At 63.8% G+C, this 26,800-nt stretch carries 22 protein-coding genes; 19 read left to right on the top strand and 3 right to left on the bottom strand.

The window, feature by feature from the left end; all coding sequences use genetic code 11:
* Positions 1–54 precede the first annotated feature (54 nt).
* Positions 55–2,157 carry an elongation factor G gene (gene fusA / locus ABLV52_RS01905; protein ID WP_032453436.1) on the bottom strand — a complete coding sequence of 701 codons (2,103 nt, stop codon included), beginning with the start codon at positions 2,155–2,157 and terminating at the stop codon, positions 55–57.
* A 240-nt stretch (positions 2,158–2,397) separates the two neighbouring features.
* Between fusA and ABLV52_RS01900 the strand changes: the two genes are divergently transcribed.
* Positions 2,398–2,706, top strand: coding sequence for a helix-turn-helix domain-containing protein (locus ABLV52_RS01900; protein ID WP_023290335.1), 309 nt, complete (start codon positions 2,398–2,400; stop codon positions 2,704–2,706).
* A 19-nt stretch (positions 2,707–2,725) separates the two neighbouring features.
* Here the strand turns inward: ABLV52_RS01900 and nifJ are convergent, their stop codons facing one another.
* Entirely contained in the window at positions 2,726–6,238 is a 3,513-nt protein-coding gene (gene nifJ, locus ABLV52_RS01895; RefSeq protein ID WP_348889940.1) for a pyruvate:ferredoxin (flavodoxin) oxidoreductase, read from the bottom strand.
* Positions 6,239–6,641: 403 nt separating this feature from the next.
* On the opposite strand from nifJ, the gene nifH reads away from it, so the two are divergent.
* The 14 genes from nifH to nifM all read left to right on the top strand — a co-directional run bounded on the left by nifH (position 6,642) and on the right by nifM (position 20,260).
* The gene (gene nifH / locus ABLV52_RS01890; RefSeq protein ID WP_004203553.1) at positions 6,642–7,523 is read left to right on the top strand and encodes a nitrogenase iron protein; all 882 of its coding nucleotides are present in this window, start codon (positions 6,642–6,644) and stop codon (positions 7,521–7,523) included.
* Positions 7,524–7,539: 16 nt separating this feature from the next.
* Entirely contained in the window at positions 7,540–8,988 is a 1,449-nt protein-coding gene (gene nifD, locus ABLV52_RS01885; RefSeq protein ID WP_023290337.1) for a nitrogenase molybdenum-iron protein alpha chain, read from the top strand.
* 55 nt (positions 8,989–9,043) lie between these two features.
* Positions 9,044–10,606 carry a nitrogenase molybdenum-iron protein subunit beta gene (gene nifK, locus ABLV52_RS01880; RefSeq protein WP_348889939.1) on the top strand — a complete coding sequence of 521 codons (1,563 nt, stop codon included), beginning with the start codon at positions 9,044–9,046 and terminating at the stop codon, positions 10,604–10,606.
* Positions 10,607–10,645: 39 nt separating this feature from the next.
* A complete protein-coding gene (gene nifT, locus ABLV52_RS01875; RefSeq protein ID WP_004203557.1) occupies positions 10,646–10,864 on the top strand; it encodes a putative nitrogen fixation protein NifT in 219 nt (72 codons plus the stop codon).
* A gap of 10 nt (positions 10,865–10,874) precedes the next feature.
* Positions 10,875–11,537: a NifB/NifX family molybdenum-iron cluster-binding protein gene (locus tag ABLV52_RS01870; RefSeq protein WP_104466524.1), complete on the top strand. Its 663-nt coding sequence runs from the start codon at positions 10,875–10,877 to the stop codon at positions 11,535–11,537.
* Positions 11,538–12,124: 587 nt separating this feature from the next.
* Positions 12,125–13,498 (top strand): nitrogenase iron-molybdenum cofactor biosynthesis protein NifE, encoded by a 1,374-nt coding sequence (nifE, locus tag ABLV52_RS01865; RefSeq protein WP_032454924.1) that lies wholly within the window; start codon positions 12,125–12,127, stop codon positions 13,496–13,498.
* Positions 13,499–13,507: 9 nt separating this feature from the next.
* On the top strand, positions 13,508–14,893 hold the full coding sequence (gene nifN, locus ABLV52_RS01860; protein ID WP_348889938.1) for a nitrogenase iron-molybdenum cofactor biosynthesis protein NifN: 1,386 nt from the start codon (positions 13,508–13,510) through the stop codon (positions 14,891–14,893).
* Positions 14,880–15,350 carry a NifB/NifX family molybdenum-iron cluster-binding protein gene (locus ABLV52_RS01855; RefSeq protein ID WP_023290342.1) on the top strand — a complete coding sequence of 157 codons (471 nt, stop codon included), beginning with the start codon at positions 14,880–14,882 and terminating at the stop codon, positions 15,348–15,350. The genes nifN and ABLV52_RS01855 overlap by 14 nt, the downstream gene beginning before the upstream one ends.
* A gap of 194 nt (positions 15,351–15,544) precedes the next feature.
* Complete coding sequence (gene nifU / locus ABLV52_RS01850) at positions 15,545–16,384, top strand: Fe-S cluster assembly protein NifU (RefSeq protein ID WP_348889937.1); 840 nt, start codon at positions 15,545–15,547, stop codon at positions 16,382–16,384.
* Positions 16,385–16,399: 15 nt separating this feature from the next.
* Positions 16,400–17,602: a cysteine desulfurase NifS gene (nifS, locus tag ABLV52_RS01845; protein ID WP_044524059.1), complete on the top strand. Its 1,203-nt coding sequence runs from the start codon at positions 16,400–16,402 to the stop codon at positions 17,600–17,602.
* Positions 17,603–17,617: 15 nt separating this feature from the next.
* Positions 17,618–18,760: a homocitrate synthase gene (gene nifV, locus ABLV52_RS01840; protein WP_068814759.1), complete on the top strand. Its 1,143-nt coding sequence runs from the start codon at positions 17,618–17,620 to the stop codon at positions 18,758–18,760.
* A 2-nt stretch (positions 18,761–18,762) separates the two neighbouring features.
* Positions 18,763–19,020 (top strand): nitrogenase-stabilizing/protective protein NifW, encoded by a 258-nt coding sequence (locus tag ABLV52_RS01835; RefSeq protein ID WP_023290346.1) that lies wholly within the window; start codon positions 18,763–18,765, stop codon positions 19,018–19,020.
* Positions 19,017–19,460, top strand: coding sequence for a nitrogen fixation protein NifZ (locus ABLV52_RS01830; RefSeq protein WP_023290347.1), 444 nt, complete (start codon positions 19,017–19,019; stop codon positions 19,458–19,460). The genes ABLV52_RS01835 and ABLV52_RS01830 overlap by 4 nt, the downstream gene beginning before the upstream one ends.
* Positions 19,460–20,260, top strand: a complete 801-nt coding sequence (gene nifM, locus ABLV52_RS01825) for a nitrogen fixation protein NifM (protein WP_348889936.1) — start codon at positions 19,460–19,462, stop codon at positions 20,258–20,260. Before ABLV52_RS01830 ends, nifM begins: the two co-directional genes overlap by 1 nt.
* Positions 20,261–20,282: 22 nt before the next feature.
* Here nifM and ABLV52_RS01820 read toward each other — a convergent pair whose 3' ends face one another.
* Entirely contained in the window at positions 20,283–20,813 is a 531-nt protein-coding gene (locus ABLV52_RS01820; RefSeq protein WP_023290349.1) for a flavodoxin, read from the bottom strand.
* Positions 20,814–21,132: 319 nt separating this feature from the next.
* Here ABLV52_RS01820 and nifL point away from each other — a divergent pair, with 319 nt between their 5' ends.
* The 4 genes from nifL to ABLV52_RS01800 all read left to right on the top strand — a co-directional run bounded on the left by nifL (position 21,133) and on the right by ABLV52_RS01800 (position 26,274).
* Positions 21,133–22,617, top strand: a complete 1,485-nt coding sequence (gene nifL / locus ABLV52_RS01815) for a nitrogen fixation negative regulator NifL (RefSeq protein ID WP_023290350.1) — start codon at positions 21,133–21,135, stop codon at positions 22,615–22,617.
* Positions 22,614–24,188 (top strand): nif-specific transcriptional activator NifA, encoded by a 1,575-nt coding sequence (gene nifA / locus ABLV52_RS01810; protein WP_004203574.1) that lies wholly within the window; start codon positions 22,614–22,616, stop codon positions 24,186–24,188. Before nifL ends, nifA begins: the two co-directional genes overlap by 4 nt.
* A 164-nt stretch (positions 24,189–24,352) precedes the next feature.
* A complete protein-coding gene (gene nifB / locus ABLV52_RS01805; protein WP_048297859.1) occupies positions 24,353–25,759 on the top strand; it encodes a nitrogenase cofactor biosynthesis protein NifB in 1,407 nt (468 codons plus the stop codon).
* Positions 25,759–26,274: a nitrogen fixation protein NifQ gene (locus ABLV52_RS01800; RefSeq protein WP_023290352.1), complete on the top strand. Its 516-nt coding sequence runs from the start codon at positions 25,759–25,761 to the stop codon at positions 26,272–26,274. Before nifB ends, ABLV52_RS01800 begins: the two co-directional genes overlap by 1 nt.
* The last annotated feature ends 526 nt before the right edge of the window (positions 26,275–26,800 follow it).

The following is a 26,800-nucleotide window of genomic DNA, read 5'->3' as shown; positions in this document are numbered from 1 at the left end:
CGCTGGTACCAGAGTAGCCCGGGTAAGGCGAAGCCGCTACCCGGGATAACTGGCTTAACTTTTCGCGCGGCTGGCGATGATTTCATCCGCTACGTTGCGCGGCGCTTCCGCGTAGTGGTGGAACTCCATGCTGTAGGTTGCTCGTCCCTGAGACATCGAGCGCAGCGTGGTGGAATAACCAAACATCTCCGCCAGCGGCACATCGGCGCGGATGATCTGGCTGCCGAAGCGCTCTTCCATCCCCTGCACCATCCCGCGACGGGAAGAGAGATCGCCCATGATATTCCCGGCGTACTCTTCCGGCGTTTCCACCTCCACGTGCATCACCGGCTCAAGGATCACCGGGTCCGCTTTGCGCGCCCCTTCCCGGAAGCCGAAGATCGCCGCCATACGGAACGCCATCTCCGAGGAGTCCACATCGTGGTACGATCCGAAGGTCAGGGTCGCTTTCACGTCAACCACCGGATAGCCCGCCAGCACGCCGGTGCCCATCGCTTCGCGCAGCCCTTTCTCCACGGAAGGGATGTACTCGCGCGGCACTACCCCGCCTTTGGTGGCGTCCTCGAAGACGAAACCGCTGCCCGGCTCCAGCGGCTCAAGGGTCAGCACGACGTGCCCGTACTGTCCTTTACCGCCGGACTGGCGCACAAATTTGCCCTCCACGTCCGTCACTTTCTTGCGCAGGGTTTCGCGGTAGGTGACCTGCGGACGACCAATGTTGGCCTCGACGTTAAACTCGCGCTTCATCCGGTCGACAATGATCTCCAGATGCAGCTCGCCCATGCCGGAGATAATCGTCTGGCCGGACTCTTCATCGGTATGCAGACGGAACGACGGATCTTCCGCCGCCAGCCGCTGCAGCGCGATGCCCATTTTCTCCTGGTCCGCTTTGGTCTTCGGCTCAATCGCCAGCGAAATCACCGGCTCCGGAAACTCCATCCGCTCAAGGGTAATCACCGCATCCGGGTCGCATAACGTATCGCCGGTAGTGACATCCTTCAGCCCAACGCAGGCCGCGATATCCCCGGCGTGCAGTTCGTCCACTTCGTGGCGATCGTTGGCCTGCATCAGGACGATACGCCCGATGCGCTCTTTCTTGCCCTTCACCGGGTTCCATACCGCATCGCCTTTCTTCAGCGTCCCGGAGTAGACGCGGATAAAGGTCAACTGGCCGACGTAGGGGTCGGTCATCAGTTTGAACGCCAGCGCCGACAGCGGCTCATCGTCGCTCGGATGGCGTTCCGCCGGCTGGCCTTTCTCATCCACGCCCTGTATCGCCGGAATATCCAGCGGCGACGGCATCAGCTCCACCACCGCGTCGAGCATGCGCTGCACTCCTTTGTTTTTAAAGGCGCTACCGCAGAGCACCGCCTGGATTTCACCCTTCACCGTGCGCTGGCGCAGACCGGCGACAATCTCCGCCTCGTCCAGCTCGCCGGTTTCGAGGTATTTATCCATCAGCGCGTCGCTGGCCTCCGCCGCCGCCGAGACCATTTTCTCCCGCCACTCGCGGGCAGTCGCCAGCAGATCGTCAGGGACCGGTCCGTAGCTGAAGGTCATGCCCTGGGTGGCGTCATCCCACAGGATGGCGCGCATTTTCACCAGGTCGACGACGCCGGTGAAATGCTCTTCAGCGCCAATGGGGATGACAATCGGCACCGGGTTGGCCTTCAGGCGGTCGATCATCATCTGCACCACGCGGAAGAAGTCCGCGCCGGGGCGGTCCATCTTGTTGACGAAGGCCAGCCGCGGGACATGGTATTTATTCGCCTGGCGCCAGACGGTCTCCGACTGGGGCTGCACCCCGCCGACGGAGTCATACACCATCACCGCGCCGTCGAGCACGCGCATGGAACGTTCCACCTCAATGGTGAAATCCACGTGCCCCGGGGTGTCGATGATATTGATCCGGTGCGGCTCGAAGCTGCGGTCCATACCCGGCCAGAAGCAGCTCACCGCCGCCGAGGTAATGGTGATCCCGCGCTCTTGCTCCTGGGCCATCCAGTCGGTGGTTGCCGCGCCATCGTGTACTTCACCCAGCTTATGGCTCATCCCGGTGTAAAACAGGATGCGCTCGGTGGTGGTGGTTTTACCGGCATCGATATGCGCGGAGATACCGATGTTGCGATAACGTTCGAGGGGGATGGGTCGGGGCATGATGCGTCCTTAGTCGTTTTGACTGTCAGTCTGCGGTCGGAATGATCCGCAGTTCATTTTACTGCCGCTTATGATAGTACAATTGTACGAGTATATTCGAACTGTTTTTACTATTATTATGATTGGTCAGGTTGCGGCGGCGCGCGTGGCATGAGAACAGGAGTTTGGGTATAGTAGCCGCCAGCCGCCGATACGGACTGCGACCGCCATGCGCCGCGCCACCGCCGACACAGGATTATTATGATCGCCAATCACCCTGAACGAGAACAAATTCGCCTGGAAAATGTCCTTTCCGCGCTCGGCAACCCGCTGCGACTGGAGATCATCCGCACGCTGGCCGACGGCAGCGAGCAGAGCTGTAACGCTCTGCGTCAGGAAGAGGTGGCCAAGTCCACCATGACCCACCACTGGCGCGTCCTGCGCGACAGCGGTGTGATCTGGCAGCGGCCTCAGGGACGGGAGAATATGATTTCGCTGCGCCGGGAAGATCTGGACGCCCGTTTTCCCGGCCTGCTGGATACGCTGCTGAACGTGATGCAGCAGTCGTGAATCGCTAACCTGCTGCCTGCTACTCCCCCGCCAGCCGCTGGTACTGCCTGAAACGGGCCCGGGCATCCTCCTCCGTTTGCCGGAACAGCGCGTCCGCCAGATCCGGGGTGGTTTTGTGCAGCGCGGCATAGCGCACCTCGCCAAGCAGAAAGTCGCGGAAACTCTCTTCCGGCTCTTCAGAGTCCAGTATAAACGGCGTTTTGCCCTCGGCTTCGCGCTGTGGATGGTAGCGCCACAGGTGCCAGTATCCCGCCTCCACCGCCCGCTTCGCCTCGCGCTGACTGCAGCGCATCCCGGCTTTCAGGCCGTGGTTGATACAGGCGGCGTAGGCGATCACCAGCGACGGTCCCGGCCAGGCTTCAGCCTCGGCGATGGCCCGCAGGGTCTGATCTTTATCAGCGCCCATGGCGATCTGCGCAACGTAAACATTGCCGTAGCTCATCGCCATCATGCCGAGATCTTTTTTCCGCGTGCGTTTCCCCTGGGCGGCAAACTTGGCGATCGCCGCCACCGGGGTCGATTTGGACGACTGGCCGCCGGTGTTGGAGTAGACCTCGGTATCGAACACCAGAATATTGACGTCTTCCCCGCTGGCCAGCACATGATCGAGACCGCCGAAGCCAATATCGTAGGCCCAGCCGTCGCCGCCGAAGATCCACTGCGAACGCCGGACGAAATAGTCACGGTTCTGCCAGAGCTGCTCCAGCAGCGGAACCCCCTCTTTTTCCGCCGCCAGCAACGCACTGAGGCGGTCCGCACGCTCGCGGGTCCCCTCCCCCTCGTCCTGCTGCGCCAGCCATTGCCGCATCGCGGCGTGAAGCGCGTCGCTGACCGGCAGCGCCAGGGCGCGGGTCATCTCCCCGGCGATCTGTTGGCGGATCGCCTGGCCGCCGAGCATCATGCCCAGCCCGAACTCGGCGTTGTCCTCAAACAGCGAGTTTGCCCAGGCCGGCCCGTGGCCGCGGTGGTTGGTGGTATAGGGCATCGAAGGCGCGCTGGCGCCCCAGATCGAAGAGCAGCCGGTGGCGTTGGCGATCAGCATCCGGTCGCCAAACAGCTGGGTGATCAGCCGGGCATAGGGCGTTTCGCCACAGCCCGCGCAGGCGCCGGAAAACTCCAGCAGCGGCGTTTCGAACTGGCTACCTTTGACCGTCGTTTTGCGAAACGGGTTATCTTTTGGCGCCAGCCCCAGCGCGTAGTCCCAGACCGGGGCCATCGCGCGCTGGCTGTCGAGGGAGGCCATCTGCAGCGCCTTGCCGCGCGACGGGCAGCTCTCCACGCAGTTGCCGCAGCCGGAGCAGTCAAGCGGCGAGATAGCCAGATGATAGTGGTAGTCTTTGGCCCCCTGGGCCGGTTTGCTCAGCAGCCCGGCGGGCGCCGTATCCTGTTCTTCCGCGTTCAGCAACGCCGGGCGGATCGCCGCATGCGGGCAGACGAAGGCGCACTGGTTACACTGGGTGCAGCCGTCGGGCTGCCAGACCGGCACCTCCAGGGCAATGCCGCGCTTCTCCCAGGCGGCGGTGCCGGAGGGAAAGGTGCCGTCTTCCATCCCGGCGAAGGCGCTCACCGGCAGCAGGTCGCCGCGCTGGCGGTTCATGGGCTGCAGAATATCGCGGATGAAGTCCGGCATCAGGGTTGTCGCCTGGGGCGCCGGCGCCTCGAGGGTCGCCCAGTGGGCGGGAACCGTCACCCGACGCAGCGCCGCCATCCCCAGCTCGATCGCCCGCTGGTTCATCTCAATGACGCTCGCCCCTTTGCTGCCATAGCTTTTCTCCACCGCCTGCTTGAGATAGTCCGCCGCAGTTTGCGGATCGATAATCGCCGTCAGCTTAAAGAACGCCGCCTGCATCAGCATGTTAAAGCGCCCGCCGAGGCCCAGCTCGCGGGCGATGTCCACCGCGTTGAGGGTATAAAAGTCGATCTTTTCCTGCGCCAGATAGCGCCGGACGCTGACCGGCAGGTGCTGCTCCAGCTCCGCCTCGGACCAGCTGCAGTTGAGCAAAAAGGTGCCTCCCGGCTTCAGCCCCTCCAGCAGGTCGTAGCGGTCGACATAGGATTGCTGAGAGCAGGCGATAAAATCGGCCCGGTGGATCAGGTAGGGCGAGGTGATTGGCCGGTCGCCAAAGCGCAGGTGCGAGACGGTGATCCCCCCGGACTTTTTCGAGTCGTAGGAAAAGTAGGCCTGAGCATAGAGCGGCGTGTTATCGCCGATGATCTTAATGGCGCTTTTGTTCGCCCCGACGGTGCCATCCGAGCCCATGCCCCAGAATTTGCAGGCGGTGATCCCGGCGTGGGAGACCGCCAGCGGCACCTGCCGGGCGGGCAGCGAGGTAAAGGTGACGTCATCGACAATGCCCAGGGTAAACCCGTCCTTCGGCAGTGGCTGCCGAAGATTGTCAAACACCGCGGCGATATCGTTGGGCAGTACATCCTTACCGCCGAGGGCGTAGCGGCCGCCGACAATCAGCGGCGCATCGTCGCGTTGATAGAAAGCGTTTTTGACGTCGAGGCACAGCGGTTCCGCCTGCGCCCCCGGCTCTTTGGTGCGGTCAAGGACGGCAATGCGCTGCACGCTGGCGGGCAGTTGCGCGAAAAAGTGCGCCAGCGAGAACGGGCGATAGAGATGAACGCTGAGCAGCCCCACCTTCTCCCCCGCCGCATTCAGCGCATCCACCACCTCCTGGACGGTGTCGCACACTGAGCCCATGGCGATAATCATCCGCTCGGCGTCCGGCGCGCCGTGGTAATTAAACAGGTGATATTCCCGCCCGGTGAGCGCGGTGATCTTCGCCATATAGCTTTCCACCAGATCGGGCAGCGCGAGGTAGAAGCGGTTACCGGCCTCCCGCTCCTGGAAGTAGATATCCGGGTTTTGCGCGGTGCCGCGGATCACCGGGTGATCCGGATGCAGCGCCTGACGACGAAAGCGCTCCAGCGCCGGGCGGTCCAGCAGCGCCGCCAGTTGCTCATACTCCAGCACCTCGATCTTCTGTATTTCGTGCGAAGTGCGAAAGCCGTCGAAGAAGTTGATAAAGGGTATCCGCCCGGCGATCGCCGCCAGATGCGCCACCGCCGACAGGTCCATCACCTGCTGAACGTTATTCTCCACCAGCATGGCGCAGCCGGTCTGGCGCACCGCCATCACATCCTGATGGTCGCCAAAAATATTCAGCGAATTGGTCGCCAGCGCCCGGGCGCTAACGTGAAAGACGCCCGGCAGCAGCTCCCCGGCAATTTTGTACAAATTGGGGATCATCAGCAGCAGCCCCTGCGACGCGGTGTAGGTGGTGGTGAGCGCCCCCGCCTGCAGCGCGCCGTGCACCGCCCCGGCGGCGCCGGCTTCAGACTGCATCTCCATCAGGCGCACCGGCCGACCAAAGAGGTTCTTTTTCCCCTTAGCGGCCCATTCATCGACATTCTCCGCCATCGGCGTGGAGGGGGTAATGGGATAGATGGCCGCCACGTCGGTAAAGGCGTAGGAGATCCAGGCCGCCGCCGCGTTGCCATCCATTGTTTTCATGTTTCCGGACATCGTTCAATCCTCGAAGGTGAGCGTTCTCTTTACCGCGACAGCCCGCGGCAAACCCTGTTTCCTCTTCAAGCACAGCCTGTGCCAGCTCGCGGATTGCCGCCTGTCGCTTATTAATTCAACAGGTTAAGGGAAGAGAGGCGCAGGTCCGTCCGGCGGAATTGCGGGGAATAAGACACAGGGCGCGACAAGCTGTTGAACAGGCGACAAAGCGCCGCGCCGGGCCGGTGGCGGGAAATTGTTCTGTTTCGCACATTTGGTGGCGTTATTGTGCCGTTTGCGCAGGCCCCCTGCGCGGCCGGTTTACAGAAAACACTTATTTATCAAAAGACTGAATAAAAAATCACAGCTGGTATGTTCCCTGCACTTCTCTGCTGGCAAACACTCAACAACAGGAGAAGTCACCATGACCATGCGTCAATGCGCTATCTACGGTAAAGGCGGTATCGGTAAATCCACCACCACCCAGAATCTCGTCGCGGCCCTCGCCGAGATGGGTAAGAAAGTAATGATCGTCGGCTGCGATCCGAAGGCGGACTCCACCCGTCTGATCCTCCACGCGAAAGCCCAGAACACCATTATGGAGATGGCGGCGGAAGTGGGCTCGGTCGAGGATCTGGAGCTCGAAGACGTGCTGCAAATCGGCTATGGCGATGTACGTTGCGCCGAATCCGGCGGCCCGGAGCCAGGCGTCGGCTGCGCCGGACGCGGGGTGATCACCGCCATCAACTTCCTCGAAGAAGAAGGCGCCTATGAAGAAGATCTGGATTTCGTCTTCTATGACGTCCTCGGCGACGTGGTCTGCGGCGGCTTCGCCATGCCGATCCGCGAAAACAAAGCCCAGGAGATCTACATCGTCTGCTCCGGGGAGATGATGGCGATGTATGCCGCCAACAATATCTCCAAGGGGATCGTGAAGTACGCCAAATCCGGCAAGGTACGCCTCGGCGGCCTGATCTGTAACTCGCGCAAAACCGACCGCGAAGACGAGCTGATCATCGCCCTGGCGGAAAAGCTCGGCACCCAGATGATCCACTTTGTTCCCCGCGACAACATTGTGCAGCGCGCAGAGATCCGCCGAATGACGGTGATCGAGTACGACCCGACCTGTCAGCAGGCCAACGAATATCGTCAGCTGGCGCAGAAGATCGTCAATAACACCAAAAAAGTGGTGCCGACCCCCTGCACCATGGACGAGCTGGAGTCGCTGCTGATGGAGTTCGGCATCATGGAAGAAGAAGACACCAGCATCATTGGTAAAACCGCCGCTGAAGAAAACGCGGCCTGAGCACAGGATCCTCACCATGACCAACGCAACAGGCGAACGTAACCTTGCGCTCATCCAGGAAGTCCTGGAGGTGTTTCCCGAAACCGCGCGCAAAGAGCGCAGAAAGCACATGATGATCAGCGATCCGCAGATGGAGAGCGTCGGCAAGTGCATTATCTCGAACCGTAAATCGCAGCCCGGGGTAATGACCGTGCGCGGCTGCGCCTACGCCGGCTCGAAAGGGGTGGTGTTTGGGCCGATTAAAGACATGGCCCATATCTCGCACGGCCCCATCGGCTGCGGCCAGTACTCGCGCGCCGGACGGCGCAACTACTATACCGGCGTCAGCGGCGTCGACAGCTTCGGCACCCTGAACTTCACCTCTGATTTTCAGGAGCGCGATATTGTCTTCGGCGGCGATAAAAAGCTGAGCAAACTGATTGAAGAGATGGAGCTGCTGTTCCCGCTGACCAAAGGGATCACTATCCAGTCGGAGTGCCCGGTGGGCCTCATCGGCGATGACATCAGCGCCGTGGCCAACGCCAGCAGCAAGGCGCTGGATAAACCGGTGATCCCGGTGCGCTGCGAAGGCTTTCGCGGCGTCTCGCAGTCGCTGGGCCACCATATCGCCAACGACGTGGTACGCGACTGGGTGCTGAACAATCGTGAAGGGCAGCCGTTTGCCAGCACCCCGTACGATGTCGCCATCATTGGCGATTACAACATCGGCGGCGACGCCTGGGCCTCGCGCATTCTGCTGGAAGAGATGGGGCTGCGGGTAGTGGCGCAGTGGTCCGGCGACGGCACCCTGGTGGAGATGGAGAACACCCCATTCGTTAAGCTAAACCTCGTCCACTGCTACCGCTCGATGAACTATATCGCCCGCCATATGGAGGAGAAACATCAGATCCCGTGGATGGAATATAACTTCTTCGGCCCGACCAAAATCGCCGAATCGCTGCGCAAGATCGCCGATCAATTTGATGACGCCATTCGCGCCAATGCGGAAGCGGTGATCGCCAAATATGAGGGGCAGATGGCGGCCATCATCGCCAAATATCGCCCGCGGCTGGAGGGGCGCAAAGTGCTGCTGTACATGGGGGGGCTGCGGCCGCGCCACGTCATCGGCGCCTATGAGGATCTCGGGATGGAGATCATCGCCGCCGGCTACGAGTTTGCCCATAACGATGATTACGACCGCACCCTGCCGGACCTGAAAGAGGGCACTCTGCTGTTTGACGATGCCAGCAGCTATGAGCTGGAGGCCTTCGTCAAAGCGCTGAAACCTGACCTCATCGGCTCCGGGATCAAAGAGAAATATATCTTCCAGAAAATGGGGGTGCCGTTCCGCCAGATGCACTCCTGGGACTATTCCGGCCCCTATCACGGCTATGACGGCTTCGCCATCTTTGCTCGCGATATGGATATGACCCTGAACAATCCGGCGTGGAACGAACTGACTGCCCCGTGGCTGAAGTCTGCGTGATTGCCCCTTCACTGTCCCGTCAGTCCACCGATTTGTGGCGCGGGAGGAGAACACCATGAGCCAAACGATCGATAAAATTCACAGCTGTTATCCGCTGTTTGAACAGGATGAATACCAGACCCTGTTCCAGAACAAAAAGAGCCTTGAAGAGGCGCACGACGCGCAGCGCGTCCAGGAGGTATTTGCCTGGACCACCACCGCCGAGTATGAAGCGCTGAACTTCCAGCGCGAGGCTTTGACCGTCGACCCGGCCAAAGCCTGCCAGCCGCTCGGGGCGGTGCTCTGCGCGCTGGGGTTCGCCGGTACCCTGCCCTACGTCCACGGCTCTCAGGGCTGCGTCGCCTATTTCCGCACCTACTTTAACCGCCATTTTAAGGAGCCGGTGGCTTGCGTCTCCGACTCGATGACCGAGGACGCGGCGGTGTTCGGCGGCAACAACAACATGAATCTGGGCCTGCAGAATGCCAGCGCGTTGTATAAACCCGAGATTATCGCCGTCTCCACCACCTGCATGGCCGAGGTGATCGGCGACGATCTGCAGGCGTTTATCGCCAACGCCAAAAAAGAGGGATTTGTTGACGACAGTATCGCCATTCCTTACGCCCATACCCCCAGCTTTATCGGCAGCCATGTCACCGGCTGGGACAATATGTTCGAAGGGTTCGCGAAGACCTTTACCGCTGACTACGCCGGGCAGCCGGGCAAACTGCAAAAGCTCAATCTGGTGACCGGATTTGAGACCTATCTCGGCAACTTCCGCGTGCTGAAGCGGATGATGGCGCAGATGGATGTCCCCTGCAGCCTGCTCTCCGACCCTTCAGAGGTACTCGACACCCCCGCCGACGGCCATTACCGGATGTACGCCGGCGGCACCAGCCAGCAGGAGATCAAAACCGCGCCGGACGCCATTGACACCCTGCTGCTGCAGCCGTGGCAGCTGGTGAAAAGCAAAAAGGTGGTTCAGGAGATGTGGAATCAGCCCGCCACTGAGGTGGCCGTTCCGTTGGGTCTGGCCGCTACCGACGCGCTGCTGATGACCGTCAGTCAACTGACCGGCAAACCGATCGCCGACGCCCTGACCCTTGAGCGCGGCCGGCTGGTGGACATGATGCTGGACTCCCACACCTGGCTGCACGGCAAAAAATTCGGCCTCTACGGCGATCCGGATTTCGTGATGGGCCTGACGCGCTTCCTGCTGGAGCTGGGCTGCGAGCCGACGGTGATCCTCAGCCATAACGCCAATAAACGCTGGCAAAAGGCGATGAAGCAAATGCTCGACGCCTCGCCCTACGGCCAGGACAGCGAAGTGTTCATCAACTGCGACCTGTGGCACTTCCGGTCGCTGATGTTCACCCGTCAGCCGGACTTTATGATCGGTAACTCCTACGGCAAGTTTATCCAGCGCGATACCCTGGCGAAGGGCAAAGCCTTCGAAGTGCCGCTGATCCGTCTCGGCTTTCCGCTGTTCGACCGCCATCATCTGCACCGCCAGACCACCTGGGGCTATGAAGGCGCGATGAACATCGTCACGACGCTGGTGAACGCCGTGCTGGAAAAACTGGACCACGACACCAGCCAGCTGGGCAAAACCGATTACAGCTTCGACCTCGTTCGTTAACCATCAGGCGCCCCGCCGCAGGCGGGGCCAGGAGGGAGTATGCCCATCGTGATTTTCCGTGAGCGCGGCGAGGCGCTGTATGCCTATATCGCCAAACAGGATCTGGAGGCCCGGGTGCTTCAGGTCGAACATGACGAGACGGACCGCTGGGGCGGCGCGATTGCCCTTGAAGGGGGACGTCGCTACTACGTCAATCCGCAGCCGGGGCGGCCGGTCTTTCCGATAAGCCTGCGCGCCACCCGCAGCACGCTGCTATAAGGAGCTGGAAATGTCCGATAACGATACCCTTTTCTGGCGTCTGCTGGCGCTGTTCCAGACGCTGCCGGAGCTGCAGCCGGTGCAAGTCGTCGACTGGCTGGCGCAGGAGTGCGGCGAAACCTTGACCCCGGAACGGTTAACCACCCTGACGCAGCCTCAGCTGGCCGCCAGCTTTCCTTCGGCGACGGCGGTGATGTCCCCGGCCCGCTGGGCGCGGGTCATCGCCTGCCTGCAGGGGGCGCTGCCCGGCCATTTGCGCATCGCCCGGTCACCCCAGCGGACGCCGCAGCTGCAGGTCGCCTTCTGTTCACAGGATGGCCTGGTCATCAATGGTCATTTTGGCCAGAACCGGCTGTTTTTTATCTATGCCTTCGATGACCAGGGCGGCTGGCTGGCGGATCTGCGCCGCTATGCCTCCCCTTCGGCGACGTCTGACGCCAGCGAGATGCGCGCCAGGCTGCTGGAGGATTGCCATTTGCTGTTTTGTCAGGAGATTGGCGGGCCTGCCGCCGCCCGGCTGATCCGCCATCAGATCCATCCGATGAAAGCGCCGCCGGGCACGACGATCCAGGCCCAGTGCGAGGCGATCAATACGCTGCTGGCCGGTCGGCTGCCGCCGTGGCTGGCGAAGCGCCTCAACCGGGATAACCCTCTGGAGGAACGTGTTTTTTAATCGTTGTGTTGTGCTTGTTGCCCGCCGACCCCGCGGGCCTTTTTTTTGCCCCTGCAGGTGACATCCTTTCTTTCAGCAAGGCAAGCGCCGCAGGACAGGGACAAAAGTGACAGCGGGGGGTTAGGCGCATCAGGAAAATTGGCGAGAACGCAGGCGCGCATCCAGGACTGGCCGCCAGGACGGCGGCCAGAGGGCGGTCGAGACAAGGATGTCGAGTCCGCCCGTTCCGCCAGATGAAGCCGGAGTGGAGCGGACCGCGCAGCGGCAATTTTCAGCGCCATGCGGGGGGTCATGGGGGGCGGGCGAAACGCCCCCCATGCCGTTCACCCGCAGAGGGCGCGATGAAATAGAGAGGAAGGTTGGTGAACGGAATATTCCACCTTATCGACGCTTCCCGTCATTCGCCAATATGCGGCAATACTGTCGCGGTAAATCCAGTTATCAGCGCGATAAATCATGCCTTACCCCTGTTTGATTGTTGCCTTTGTCGCAAAGCCCACAACCCTTTTTCCTTAAAAATCAACCCCCCTCTCCCTGGAGCGCGAATTGCATCACCTCCCCGGTCTCCCACCGTCAACGAGGTCACTATGAAGGGAAAGGAAATTCTGGCGCTGCTGGACGAACCCGCCTGCGAGCACAACCAGAAGCAAAAATCCGGCTGCAGCGCCCCTAAGCCCGGCGCCACCGCCGGCGGCTGCGCCTTCGACGGCGCGCAGATAACGCTCCTGCCCATCGCCGACGTCGCGCACCTGGTGCACGGCCCTATCGGCTGCGCGGGCAGTTCATGGGATAACCGCGGCAGCGTCAGCGCCGGCCCGGCCCTCAACCGGCTCGGCTTTACCACCGATCTCAACGAACAGGATGTGATTATGGGCCGCGGCGAACGCCGCCTGTTCCATGCCGTGCGTCACATCGTCGACCGCTATCGCCCGGCGGCGGTCTTTATCTACAACACCTGCGTACCGGCGATGGAAGGCGATGACATTGAGGCGGTGTGCCAGGCCGCGCAGACCGCCACCGGCGTCCCGGTCATCGCCATTGACGCCGCCGGCTTCTACGGCAGCAAAAATCTTGGCAACCGGATGGCGGGCGACGTAATGCTCAGGCAGGTGATTGGCCAGCGCGAACCCGCCCCATGGCCGGACAACACGCCCTTTGCCCCTGCCCAGCGCCACGATATCGGCCTGATTGGCGAATTCAATATCGCCGGCGAGTTCTGGCAGGTCCAGCCGCTGCTCGACGAGCTGGGGATCCGCGTCCTCGGCAGCCTCTCCGGCGACGGCCGCTTTGCCGAGATCCAGACCCTGCACCGGGCGCAGGCCAATATGCTGGTGTGCTCGCGAGCGCTGATCAACGTCGCCCGGGGGCTGGAGCTACGCTACGGCACGCCGTGGTTTGAGGGCAGCTTCTACGGGATCCGCGCCACCTCCGACGCCTTGCGCCAGCTGGCGGCGCTGCTGGGGGATGACGACCTGTGCCGCCGCACCGAGGCACTGATCGCCCGCGAGGAGCGAGCAGCGGAGCAGGCGCTAGCGCCGTGGCGCGAGCAGCTCCGCGGGCGCAAAGTGCTGCTCTACACCGGCGGCGTGAAATCCTGGTCGGTGGTCTCGGCCCTGCAGGATCTCGGCATGACCGTGGTGGCCACCGGCACGCGGAAATCCACCGAGGAGGACAAACAGCGGATCCGGGAGCTGATGGGCGACGAGGCGGTGATGCTTGAGGAGGGCAACGCCCGCACCCTGCTCGACGTGGTGTACCGCTATCAGGCGGATCTGATGATCGCCGGCGGACGCAATATGTACACCGCCTGGAAAGCCCGGCTGCCGTTCCTCGATATCAATCAGGAGCGGGAGCACGCCTACGCTGGCTACCAGGGCATCATCACCCTCGCCCGCCAGCTCTGTCTGACCCTCGCCAGCCCCGTCTGGCCGCAAACGCATGCCCGCGCCCCGTGGCGCTAGGAGAACACCATGGCAGACCTTATCCGTAGCGAAAAACCGCTGTCGGTGAGCCCGATTAAAACCGGGCAACCGCTCGGGGCGATCCTCGCCAGCCTTGGGCTGGCCCAGGCCATCCCGCTGGTCCATGGCGCCCAGGGCTGCAGCGCCTTCGCCAAAGTTTTCTTTATTCAGCATTTTCATGACCCGGTGCCCCTGCAGTCGACGGCCATGGATCCGACCGCCACGATCATGGGCGCCGACGGCAATATCTTCACCGCGCTCGACACCCTCTGCCAGCGCCACAGTCCGCAGGCCATTGTGCTGCTCAGCACCGGACTGGCGGAGGCGCAGGGCAGCGATATCGCCCGGGTGGTACGCCAGTTTCGCGAGGCGCATCCCCGCCATCACGGCGTGGCGATCCTCACCGTCAACACCCCGGATTTTTTTGGCTCCATGGAAAACGGCTACAGCGCGGTGATCGAGAGCATCATCGAGCAGTGGGTGGCGCCGACGCCGCGTCCGGGGCAGCGGCCCCGGCGGGTCAACCTGCTGGTCAGCCACCTCTGTTCGCCAGGGGATATCGAATGGCTGAGCCGCTGCGTGGAGGCCTTTGGCCTGCAGCCGGTGGTCCTGCCGGACCTCTCGCTGTCGATGGATGGCCACCTGGGTCAGGGGGATTTTACGCCCCTGACCCAGGGCGGCGCCTCGCTGCGCCAGATTGCGCAGATGGGCCAGAGTCTGGGCAGCTTCGCCATCGGCGTGTCGCTGCAGCGGGCGGCATCGCTCCTGAGCCAGCGCAGCCGAGGAGAGGTGATCGCCCTGCCGCACCTGATGACCCTCGACCACTGCGATACCTTTATCCATCAGCTGGCGAAGCTGTCCGGGCGCCGCGTACCGGCCTGGATTGAGCGCCAGCGCGGCCAGCTGCAGGATGCGATGATCGACTGCCATATGTGGCTGCAGGGCCAGCGCATGGCGATGGCCGCGGAGGGCGACCTGCTGGCGGCCTGGTGTGATTTCGCCCGCAGCCAGGGGATACAGCCCGGCCCGCTGCTCGCCCCCACCAGCCACCCCAGCCTGCGCCAGCTGCCGGTCGAGCGGGTGGTGCCGGGGGATCTGGAGGATCTCCAGCAGCTGCTGAGCCACCAACCCGCCGATCTGCTGGTGGCTAACTCTCACGCCCGCGATCTGGCGGAGCAGTTTGCCCTGCCGCTGATCCGCGTCGGCTTTCCCCTTTTCGATCGGCTCGGCGAATTTCGCCGGGTCCGCCAGGGGTACGCCGGCATGCGCGACACGCTGTTTGAGCTGGCCAATCTGCTGCGCGACCGCCATCACCACACCGCCCTCTACCGATCGCCGCTTCGCCAGGGCGCCGACCCCCAGCAAGCTTCAGGAGACGATTATGCCGCCCATTAACCGTCAGTTTGAGATGGTCCACGCCGACGAGTGGTCGATGAAAGTCGCCTTCGCCAGCTCCGATTACCGCCATGTCGATCAGCATTTTGGCGCCACGCCGCGGCTGGTGGTCTACGGCGTCAAGGCGGATCGGGTCACCCTGCTGCGGGTGGTGGAGTTCCCGGTCGTCAGCGGCCATCAGACCGAGAAAATTGCCGAGCGCATCCACGCCCTGGAGGATTGCGTCACCCTGTTCTGCGTGGCGATTGGCGAGGCGGTTTTTCGCCAGCTGCTGCAGGTGGGCGTCCGCGCCGAACGGGTTCCCGATCAGACCACCATCCTCGGCTTACTGCAGGAGATCCAGCTCTCCTGGTATGAAAAAGCGCAGCGCCGCAGCGCGCGGCAACGCGATCCGCAGCGCTTTAACCGCCTGCTGGAAGAGCAGACGTGGCGGGAGGAGCCCGACCCGCAGCCCTGAGCCTGTCGTTTATGTGACAAAGCCCACAAAACGCCACAACAGTGTCGGCTCTGTCGGGGGCGGTTAACCCGCCAGGTCATTAACAAATAAGGTTTTTATGCGTTGGTACCGCAATTGCTTGGGGAACAGTACCACCGCCAGTCTGCGGTGCACCGCGCCCCGGCGTTTTCGTCATCATCCCTGGAGCTGACAGCATGTGGAACTACTCCGAGAAAGTGAAAGACCATTTTTTTCATCCCCGCAACGCGCGCGTGGTCGACAACGCCAACGCGGTGGGCGATGTGGGTTCATTAAGCTGCGGCGATGCGCTGCGCCTGATGCTGCGGGTTGATCCGCACACCGAGATCATCGAGGAGGCCGGCTTCCAGACCTTCGGCTGCGGCAGCGCCATCGCCTCCTCTTCCGCGCTGACGGAACTGATTATCGGCCACACCCTGACCGAAGCCGGGCAGATCACCAACCAGCAGATCGCCGACTACCTCGACGGCCTGCCGCCGGAGAAAATGCACTGCTCGGTGATGGGCCAGGAGGCGCTGCGTGCGGCTATCGCCCATTTTCGCGGCGAAGGCCTTGAGGAGGAGCATGAGGAGGGCAAGCTGATCTGTAAATGCTTCGGCGTCGACGAAGGACATATTCGCCGGGCCGTGGTGAACAACGGCCTGACCACCCTCGAGGAGGTGATCAACTACACCAAGGCCGGCGGGGGTTGTACCGCCTGCCATGAAAAAATTGAGCTGGCGCTGGCGGCGATCCTCGCCCAACAGCCGCCCACCCCCCTGCCGGCGGAGACGGCCCACGATGCGCAGTGGCAAAGCGTGGTCGATACCATCAACGAGCTGCGCCCGCACATTCAGGCCGACGGCGGCGACATGACGCTGGTGAGCGTCACCCCGCGCCAGGTCACCGTCAGCCTCTCCGGCAGCTGCAGCGGCTGCATGATGACCGACATGACCCTCGCCTGGCTGCAGCAAAAGCTGATGGAGCGCACCGGAAGTTACATGGATGTGGTGGCGGCCCCGGCCGCGGTTAACTAACCCCAGGGGGACACAATGAAACCTGTTTATCTCGATAACAACGCCACCACCCGTCTCGACCCGATGGTTCTCGACGCGATGATGCCCTTTTTGACCGACTTTTACGGCAATCCCTCGTCGATTCACGATTTTGGTCTGCCAGCGCAGGCCGCCCTTGAACGGGCGCACCAGCAGGTGGCCGCTCTGCTCGGGGCCGACTACCCCAGCGAGATCATTTTTACCTCCTGCGCCACCGAGGCCACGACCACCGCCATCGCCTCAGCGGTGGCCCTGATGCCGGAGCGGCGCGAGATCATCACCAGCGCGGTCGAACATCCCGCCACCCTGGCGGTGTGCGAACAGCTGGAGCGCCAGGGATACCTGATCCACCGTATCGCCGTGGATCGGCAGGGCGCTCTGGATATGGCGCAGTTTCGGGCGGCGCTTAGCCCACGCGTGGCGCTGGTCAGCATCATGTGGGCCAATAACGAAACCGGCGTCATGTTCCCGGTGCCCGAGCTGGCGGAGCTGGCCCATGAGCAGGGCGCGCTGTTTCACTGCGACGCCGTGCAGGTGGTGGGCAAAATCCCGATGGCGCTCAGCCAGACGCGGATCGATATGCTCTCCTGCTCGGCGCATAAATTCCACGGCCCCAAAGGGGTGGGCTGCCTCTGGCTGCGGCGGGGAACGCGTTTTCGCCCGCTGCTGCGCGGCGGCCACCAGGCGCATGGCCGGCGGGCCGGTACGGAAAATATCAGCGGCATTGTCGGCATGGGCGCCGCCAGCGAGCTGGCGCAGGTTCACCTCCCGGGCATGGCGCAGATTAGCCAGCTGCGCGATCGCCTTGAACATCATCTCCTGAGCGCCATTCCGGCGGTAACGGTGATGGGCGGCAGCCAGCCGCGGGTGCCCGGCACGCTTAATCTGGCCTTCGAGTGCATTGAAGGCGAGGCGATCCTGCTGCTGATGAATCAGGCCGGGATCGCCGCCTCCAGCGGCAGCGCCTGCACCTCCGGCTCGCTGGAGCCGTCGCACGTCATGCGGGCGATGAATATTCCTTACACCGCGGCCCACGGCACCGTTCGCTTCTCCCTCTCGCGCTACACCCGGGAAAAAGAGATCGACTACGTCATCGCCGCCCTGCCTCCTGTTATCGACCGGCTGCGCGCCCTGTCGCCCTACTGGCGAAACGGCCAGCCGCTCCTGCAGGATGGCGCCTTCGCGCCGGTCTTCGGTTAAGACGGAGAGACGACAATGGGACGCGTACTGATCAATGACACCACCCTGCGCGATGGCGAACAGAGTCCCGGCGTGGCCTTCCAGGCCAGCGAAAAAATCGCCATCGCCGAGGCGCTGTACGCGGCGGGGATCGAGGCGCTGGAGGTCGGCACCCCGGCGATGGGCGAGGAGGAGTGCGCCCGTATCCGGCTGGTGCGCCGTCAGCTCCCGGGCGCCACGCTGATGACCTGGTGCCGGATGCAGGCCGGCGAAATTCGCCTGAGCGCCGAGCTGGGCATGGACTGGGTGGATATCTCCATCCCCGCCTCCGACAAGCTGCGGCAGTACAAACTGCGCGAGAGCTTACCGCTGCTGCTGGAGCGGCTGACGGGTCTGATCCACCTCGCCCATACCCTTGGCCTGAAGGTCTGCATTGGCTGTGAGGACGCCTCGCGGGCCAGCGACGCGACGCTACGGGATATTGCCCGGCAGGCCGGCGAGGCGGGGGCTGCCCGTCTGCGCTATGCCGACACCGTCGGTATCCTCGACCCGTTTACCACCGCGGCGCAGATCACCGCCCTGCGTAACGTCTGGCCCGGCGAACTCGAGATGCACGCCCATAACGATCTCGGGCTGGCCACCGCCAACACCCTCGCGGCGGTACGCGCCGGGGCCACCAGCGTGAACACCACCGTGCTGGGCCTGGGCGAACGGGCGGGCAACGCGGCGCTGGAAACGGTGGCGCTTGGGCTGGAGCGCTGCCTGGGCGTCGAGACCGGGGTGCGTTTCACCGCCCTGCCGGCGCTGTGCGAACAGGTGGCCCTCGCCACCCGCCGCCCTGTCGATCCCCAGCAGCCGCTGGTGGGCGAGCTGGTTTTTACCCATGAGTCCGGCGTGCACGTCGCGGCGCTGCTGCGCGACAGCGAGAGCTATCAGGCGATCGACCCCGCCCTGCTGGGCCGCGGCTATCGGCTGGTGCTGGGCAAACACTCCGGTCGCCAGGCGGTTAACGGCGTCTTCGACCGGATGGGCTATCACCTGACGTCAGCGCAAATTGACCAGCTGCTGCCGGCGCTCCGCCACTTTGCGGAAACCGGCAAACGCAGCCCGCGGGATGATGAGCTGGCGGCAATCTATCACGCGCTCTGCGGCGCCGAAACGCTGCAGGCCAGGGGGTAAGCATGGAGTGGTTTTATCAGATCCCCGGCGTAGACGACCTGCGCTCCGCCGACGCCTTCTTTCAGTTTTTCGCCGTTCCCTACCAGCCCGAGCGTCTGGCCCATTGCAGCCTGCCGGTGCTGGCCGCCTTTCACCGCAAGCTGCGGGCGGAAGTGCCCCTGCTCAACCAGCTGGAGGAGAACCCGCGTGCCCACTGGCTGCTGGCGCGCCGGCTGCTGGCGGAGAGTTATCAGCAGCAGTTCGAGGAGAACACGCCATGAGACCCACATTTACCTTTAGCGAAGCGGTCCGCGTCGTGCGCGCCATCCGTAACGATGGCACCTATGCGGGCCTGCCGTCCGGCGCCCTGCTGGTGCGCCGGGGCAGCATCGGCTATGTCCGCGACTGGGGGGTATTCTTGCAGGACCAGGTCATCTACCAGGTCCACTTCCCGGAGAGCGACCGGATCGTCGGCTGCCGCGAACAGGAGCTGATTGCCGGCGATCGTCCCTGGCTGGCGGGGAATCTGCAGTATGGCGATAACGTCACCTGCCAGACGGCGCTGACGTTGCAGGGCGAAGTGGTGGTCAACGTCGGTCAGCAGGGGCGTATTGAGGCCACCGATCGGGGCGAGCGCGGGGACGGCTATATCGTCGACTTCGGCGGCCGCTGGTTCCAGGTTCCGGTGACCGCGCTGGCCCTGGCAGAGGAGGAAGAATAATGCAGCCATGGCAACGATTTGGCCGGCGGCGGCTGGCGCAGAGCCGCTGGAACTGCGAACCGGCGGCCATCGCCGCGGCGGACCGGGAGGCCTTCGAGGCGGCCTGGCAGCGTCAGGCCCGCGTGGAGCAGGCGCTGGTCGCCGAGGTCGCGGCGGAGGCGATCCCCGCCGCGCTACGGGAAGGCCTCGCCGCTTCGCTGCGCCTCTGGCTGGATGAGGGCGGATTTACGCCGCCGGAGCGGGCGGCGATCGTCCTGCACCATGCCCGGCTGGAAACCGCCTTCGCCGGGATTGCCAGCCAGGCGCCGCTGCCGGATCCCACCGCGGTGCAGGCGTGGTATCTGCGGCATCAGGCGCAGTTTATGCGCCCGGAACAGCGGTTGACCCGCCATCTGCTGCTCACCGTCGATGGCGATGAGCAGGCGGTTTACTCGCGCATCCACGCGCTTCATGGGCAAATCGCGGCCTCCCGCGAGGCGTTTGCGCCGCTGGCCCAGCGATACTCCCACTGCCCGAGCGCGCTGGACGGCGGGCGACTGGGGTGGATCGGGCGGGGGTTACTCTATCCGCAGCTGGAGGAGGCCCTGTTTGCGCTGACGGAAAATGCGCTGAGCGCGCCGGTGGCCAGCGAGCTGGGCTGGCACCTGGTATGGTGCGAAGCCATCCGCCCCGCCGCGCCGATGACGCCTGAACAGGCGCTGGAAAGCGCCCGCGATTACCTTATTCAACAGAGCCAGCGCCGCCACCAGCGCCAGTGGCTGGCTGAGATGTTAGCGCGCCAGCCGGGGCTGTGCGGGTAGCCGACAGGCCACCCGCCAGCGTCTACAGCAGGTGCGGTTTGATCTCCTCAAGCCAGGTCGCCAGACGCGTTTCGGTCTCGTCGAACTGGTTATCCTGGTCCAGCACCAGCCCGACAAACCGCTCCCCCTCCAGCGCCGATGAGGCGCTGAACTCATACCCCTCGTTCGGCCAGCTGCCAATCATCGTCGCCCCGCGGGCGCGCAGGGCGTCGTACAGCGGCCGCAGCCCGCTGGCGAAGTTATCGGGATAGCCGCGCTGATCGCCGAGGCCAAACAGCGCCACCGTTTTTCCCTGCAGGCTGACGTCGCCGAGGTTGCGGATAAACTCGGCCCACGACTCGCTCTCGCCCCCGGCCTCAAGGCCAGGCAGCTGGCCGTCGCCCAGCGTCGGCGTGCCCAGCAGCAGGGCCGGGTAGGCCAGCAGGTCCGCCAGCGTGGCGCGGTTAATATTGACCGGGGCAGCGGCGGCCTCCCCCAGCTGCTTGTGGATCAGTTTCGCGATCTTGCGGGTTTTACCGGTATCGGTGCCAAAGAAAATGCCAATGTTCGCCATAGTACGCTCCTGTCGGAATGGTGTCGGAAATAGGGATTACCGCATGGGTATTGCGAAGGCTGTGCCAGGTTGCCCTGCACCGTGACGGCCCATCCCTGCCCCATCAGGATCGCTTCCCGTCGCCGCAGCGCCCGCGCAAGGCGCCCCCGGCGAGCCGAAAGGTAAAAACCAGCGGATTTTCCCCCTGTCGGATCAATGTTTCGTTCGGTCGTTTCGATAAGGGCGCACCGTTTGCATGGTTATCCGGGTTCGGCTCAGCCCGCCGCGATCCGCGCAGGGTGTCGGACAATTTGTCATAACTGCGACACAGGAGTTTGCGATGACCCTGAATATGATGCTCGATAACGCCGCGCCGGAAGCCATCGCCGGCGCGCTGACTCAACAACATCCGGGGCTGTTTTTTACCATGGTGGAACAGGCCTCAGTGGCGATTTCCCTCACCGACGCCAGCGCCAGGATCATCTACGCCAACCCGGCGTTTTGCCGCCAGACCGGCTATTCGCTGGCGCAATTGTTAAATCAGAACCCGCGCCTGCTGGCCAGCAGCCAGACGCCGCGCGAGATCTATCAGGAGATGTGGCATACCCTGCTCCAGCGTCAGCCGTGGCGCGGCCAGCTGATTAACCAGCGGCGGGACGGCGGCCTGTACCTGGTGGAGATTGACATCACTCCGGTGCTCAGTCCGCAAGGGGAACTGGAGCATTATCTGGCAATGCAGCGGGATATCAGCGTCAGCTATACCCTGGAGCAGCGGCTGCGCAACCATATGACCCTGATGGAGGCGGTGCTGAATAATATTCCCGCCGCCGTGGTGGTAGTGGACGAGCAGGATCGGGTGGTAATGGACAACCTTGCCTATAAAACCTTCTGCGCCGACTGCGGCGGCCGGGAGCTGCTCACCGAGCTGCAGGTCTCCCCAGGCCGGATGACGCCCGGCGTGGAGCAGATCCTGCCGGTGGCGATACGCGGGGCCGCGCGCTGGCTGTCGGTGACCTGCTGGCCGCTGCCCGGCGTCAGCGAAGAGGCCAGCCGCTACTTTATCGACAGCGCCCTGGCGCGAACCCTGGTGGTGATCGCCGACTGTACCCAGCAGCGCCAGCAGCAGGAGCAGGGCCGCCTCGACCGGCTGAAGCAGCAAATGACCGCCGGCAAGCTGCTGGCGGCGATCCGCGAGTCGCTGGACGCCGCGCTGATCCAGCTGAACTGCCCGATTAACATGCTGGCGGCGGCCCGTCGGCTGAACGGCGAGAGCAGCGGCAACGTGGCGCTGGAGGCCGCCTGGCGCGAAGGGGAAGAAGCGATGGCCCGGCTCCAGCGCTGTCGTCCGTCGCTGGATCTCGAAAACCCCGCCGTCTGGCCGCTGCAGCCCTTTTTCGACGACCTGTGCGCCCTCTACCGCACCCGCTTCGATGCCGAGGGGCTGCAGCTGGACATGGCCTCGCCGCATCTGATCGGCTTTGGCCAGCGCACTCAGCTGCTGGCGTGCTTAAGCCTGTGGTTCGACCGCACCCTGGCCCTCGCCGCCGAGCTGCCTTCCGTCCCGCTGGCGATGCAGCTCTATGCCGAGGAAAACGACGGCTGGCTGGCGCTGTACCTGACCGACAACGTGCCGCTGCTGCAGGTGCGCTACGCCCACTCCCCCGACGCGCTGAATTCGCCGGGCAAAGGCATGGAGCTGCGGCTGATCCAGACCCTGGTGGCGCACCATCGCGGGGCCATCGAGCTGACTTCCCGGCCGCAGGGCGGCACCTGCCTGACCCTGCGTTTCCCGCTGTTTAACACCCTGACCGGAGGTGAAGCATGATCCCCGAATCCGACCCGGACACCACCGTCAGACGCTTCGACCTCTCTCAGCAGTTCACCGCCATGCAGCGGATAAGCGTGGTGCTGAGCCGCGCCACCGAGGCCAGCAAAACGCTGCAGGAGGTGCTCAGCGTATTGCACAACGATGCCTTTATGCAGCACGGGATGATCTGTCTGTACGACAGCGAGCAGGAGATCCTCAGTATCGAAGCGCTGCAGCAAACCGAGCAGCAGACTCTCCCCGGCAGCGCGCAGATCCGCTATCGTCCCGGCGAGGGGCTGGTGGGGACGGTGCTGGCCCAGGGGCAATCGCTGGTGCTGCCCCGGGTCGCCGACGATCAGCGTTTTCTCGACCGCCTGAGCCTCTACGATTACGATCTGCCGTTTATCGCCGTGCCGCTAATGGGGCCCAACGCCCGGCCCATGGGAGTGCTGGCGGCCCAGCCGATGGCGCGCCAGGAAGAGCGGCTGCCGGCCTGCACCCGCTTTCTCGAAACCGTCGCCAACCTCATCGCCCAGACCATCCGGCTGATGATCCTCCCGGCCTCCGCCACCCTGCCGGGCCGCCAGCCGCCGAAGGTGGAACGGCCGCCGGCCTGCTCGTCGTCGCGCGGGGTGGGCCTTGACAATATGGTCGGCAAGAGCCCGGCGATGCGCCAGATCGTGGAGGTGATCCGCCAGGTTTCGCGCTGGGACACCACTGTGCTGGTACGCGGCGAAAGCGGCACCGGGAAAGAGCTGATCGCCAATGCCATCCACCACCATTCCCCGCGGGCTGGCGCCGCCTTCGTCAAATTTAACTGCGCGGCGCTGCCGGACAACCTGCTGGAAAGCGAACTGTTCGGCCATGAAAAAGGCGCCTTTACCGGCGCGGTGCGCCAGCGTAAGGGGCGTTTTGAGCTGGCGGATGGCGGCACCCTGTTCCTCGACGAGATTGGCGAAAGCAGCGCCTCGTTCCAGGCTAAGCTGCTGCGCATCCTGCAGGAGGGAGAGATGGAGCGGGTCGGCGGCGATGAGACCCTGCGGGTGAATGTCCGCATCATCGCCGCCACCAACCGCCACCTGGAGGAGGAGGTCCGGTTGGGCCACTTCCGCGAGGATCTTTACTATCGCCTGAACGTGATGCCCATCGCCCTGCCCCCGCTGCGCGAACGTCAGGAGGACATCGCCGAGCTGGCGCACTTTCTGGTGCGCAAAATTGGCCAGCATCAGGGGCGCACGCTGCGGATCAGCGAGGGGGCGATCCGTCTGCTGATGGAGTACAGCTGGCCGGGCAATGTTCGCGAACTGGAGAACTGCCTCGAACGATCGGCGGTGATGTCCGAGAGCGGCCTGATCGATCGCGACGTGATCCTCTTCACCCACCAGGAACGTCCGGCCAAAGCCCTGCCCGCCAGCGGGCCGGCGGAAGACAGCTGGCTGGACAACAGCCTGGACGAACGCCAGCGGCTGATCGCCGCGCTGGAAAAAGCCGGCTGGGTGCAGGCCAAGGCAGCGCGGCTGCTGGGGATGACGCCGCGCCAGGTCGCCTACCGGATCCAGATCATGGATATCACCCTGCCGCGTCTGTAAGCCACGGTGTCAGATTCAGGACATTGTCGCCTGCGCGGCGGGAACACGACAATATTTTGCCGCAGGGATGCGGAATAACACCTTTCTTTTCAGCATGATAAAAAATCCCTCTCTGGTATGCCCTTTGCAGCAGGAAGGTATCGCCCAACCAAGAAGGTACGACCATGACTTCCTGCTCTTCTTTTTCCGGCGGCAACGCCTGTCAGTCGGCGGACGCCAGCGCGTTAGCGCCGCGGGTGGCCGATAAGGTCGCCGCGCACCCCTGCTATTCCCGCAGCGGGCACCACCGTTTCGCCCGGATGCATCTCCCGGTCGCTCCGGCCTGCAATCTGCAGTGCAACTACTGCAACCGTAAATTCGACTGCAGCAATGAATCCCGCCCCGGGGTGTCTTCGACGCTGCTGACCCCCGAGCAGGCGGTGCTGAAAGTGCGCCAGGTGGCCCAGGCCATCCCGCAGCTGTCGGTGGTCGGCATTGCCGGGCCCGGCGATCCGCTGGCCAATATGACCCGCACCTTCCGCACCCTGGAGCTGGTCCGCGATCAGCTTCCGGACCTGAAATTATGCCTGTCGACCAACGGGCTGATGCTGCCCGACGCGGTGGATCGCCTGCTGGAGGTCGGTGTGGATCACGTTACGGTGACCATCAATACGCTGGATGCCGGCATCGCCGGACAAATCTACGCCTGGCTGTGGCTCGACGGCGAACGCTACCGCGGGCGGGAAGCCGGGGAGATCCTGATAGCCCGCCAGCTGGAGGGGGTCCGCAGGCTGACCAACGCCGGGGTGCTGGTCAAGATAAACTCGGTGCTGATCCCGGGGATCAACGACAGCGGCATGGCCGAGGTCAGCCGTTGTTTGCGGGAAAGCGGCGCGTTTATTCACAATATTATGCCGCTGATTGCCAGACCGGAGCACGGCACGGTCTTTGGCCTCAACGGCCAGCCAGAGCCGGACGCCGGGATGCTCGCCGCGATCCGCAGCCAGTGCGGGGCCGCGATGCCGCAGATGACACATTGCCACCAGTGCCGCGCCGACGCCATCGGCATGCTGGGCGAAGACCGCAGCCAGCAGTTTACCCAGCTGCCGGACCCGGACAGCCTCCCCGACTGGCTGCCCATCCTCCATCAGCGCGCCGAACTTCATGCCAGCCTCGCCACCCGGGGAGAGTCGGAGGCCGATGATGCCTGTCTGGTGGCCGTGGCCTCCAGCCGCGGCGAGGTGATTGATTGTCATTTTGGCCATGCCGACCGCTTCTCGATCTACAGCCTGTCTGCCGCCGGCATGGTGCTGGTGGGCGAGCGCTTTACGCCGAAATATTGCCGCGGCGCGGAGGAGTGCGAGCCGCAGGAGAACGAAGCCAGACTGGCGGCGCTCCTCGCGCTGCTCGCCGACGTGAAAGCGGTGTTCTGCGTGCGTATCGGCCATACGCCATGGCAACAGCTCGAGCGACAGGGCATTGAGCCGCAGGTGGACGGCGCGTGGCGGTCGGTCGCCGAGGTGCTGCCCGCCTGGTGGCAGCGGCGGCGACAGAGCCTGGCGGCATCGCGCCTGCGTCAGGGGGTCGCCTGATGGCGCCGGTCGACTGGTTGACCCGCCTGTGGCGACGGTATCACGCCGGAAAAGGCTGCTTTCCGCTGCGCATGGGGCTGAGCGTCGAGGCGTGGCTGGCCCTGCAGCAGCGGCTGGGCGAGGTGGCGACGCCGCTGGACAGCGAGGCGCTGAGCCGTCGCCGGCTGATGACGGAGCTGAATGCCACCCGCGACGAAGAGCGCCGCCAGCTGGCGCGATGGCTGGCGGAGTGGATCGCGCCGGGAGCCGAACCGATGGCGCCGATCGTCGCCGGGGCAGCGCTGGCGTTTAATCATCTATGGGAGGATCTGGGTCTGGATTCGCGGGCGGAACTGGGCCGGCTGATGAGCGACTGCTTTCCGCAGCTGGTGGCGCAGAACGTCCACCATATGCGCTGGAAGAAGTTCTTTTATCGCCAGCGCTGCCTGCAGTCGCAGGGGGAGATCGTCTGCCGCTCGCCGAGCTGCGACGAATGCCTGGAGCGTAGCCTCTGCTTCGAACCGCCGCCGCAATAGACACCCCGCAGGTGCCCCAAAAATGCCCCTGTTTTACCGCTTTACGCGGATTTCTGCCGGGTGGCGCTTCGCTTACCCGGCCTACAAAGTCATCTACCTATCAGAAGGTTACTCAACACCCCAGGTCCGGCAAGCGCCGCGCCGCCGGGCAAGGACAGCAGGCGCGGAGCCGCTTGTGTGCCGGGTGGCGCTACGCTTACCCGGCCTACAACGCCATTTACCTATCAGAAGGCTGCTCAACACCCCAGGCCCGGCAAGCGCCGCCGGGCAAGGACAGCAGGCGCGGTGCCGCTTGTGTGCCGGGTGGCGCTTCGCTTACCCGGCCTACAACGCCATTTACCTATCAGAAGGCTACTCAACACCCCAGACCCGGCAAGCGCCGCCGGGCAAGGACAGCAGGCGCGGAGCCGCTTCTGTGCCGGGTGGCGCTTCGCTTACCCGGCCTACAAAGTCATTTACCTATCAGAAGGCTACTCAACACCCCAGGTCCGGCAAGCGCCGCGCCGCCGGGCAAGGACAGCAGGCG

Origin of the sequence: Klebsiella sp. GB_Kp056 (assembly GCF_040064755.1) — a bacterium.
Taxonomy (GTDB): Bacteria; Pseudomonadota; Gammaproteobacteria; order Enterobacterales; family Enterobacteriaceae; genus Klebsiella; species Klebsiella quasipneumoniae.
The sequence above is the reverse complement of the archived record's forward strand: the minus strand, read 5'-3'. Positions and strand labels throughout refer to the sequence as shown.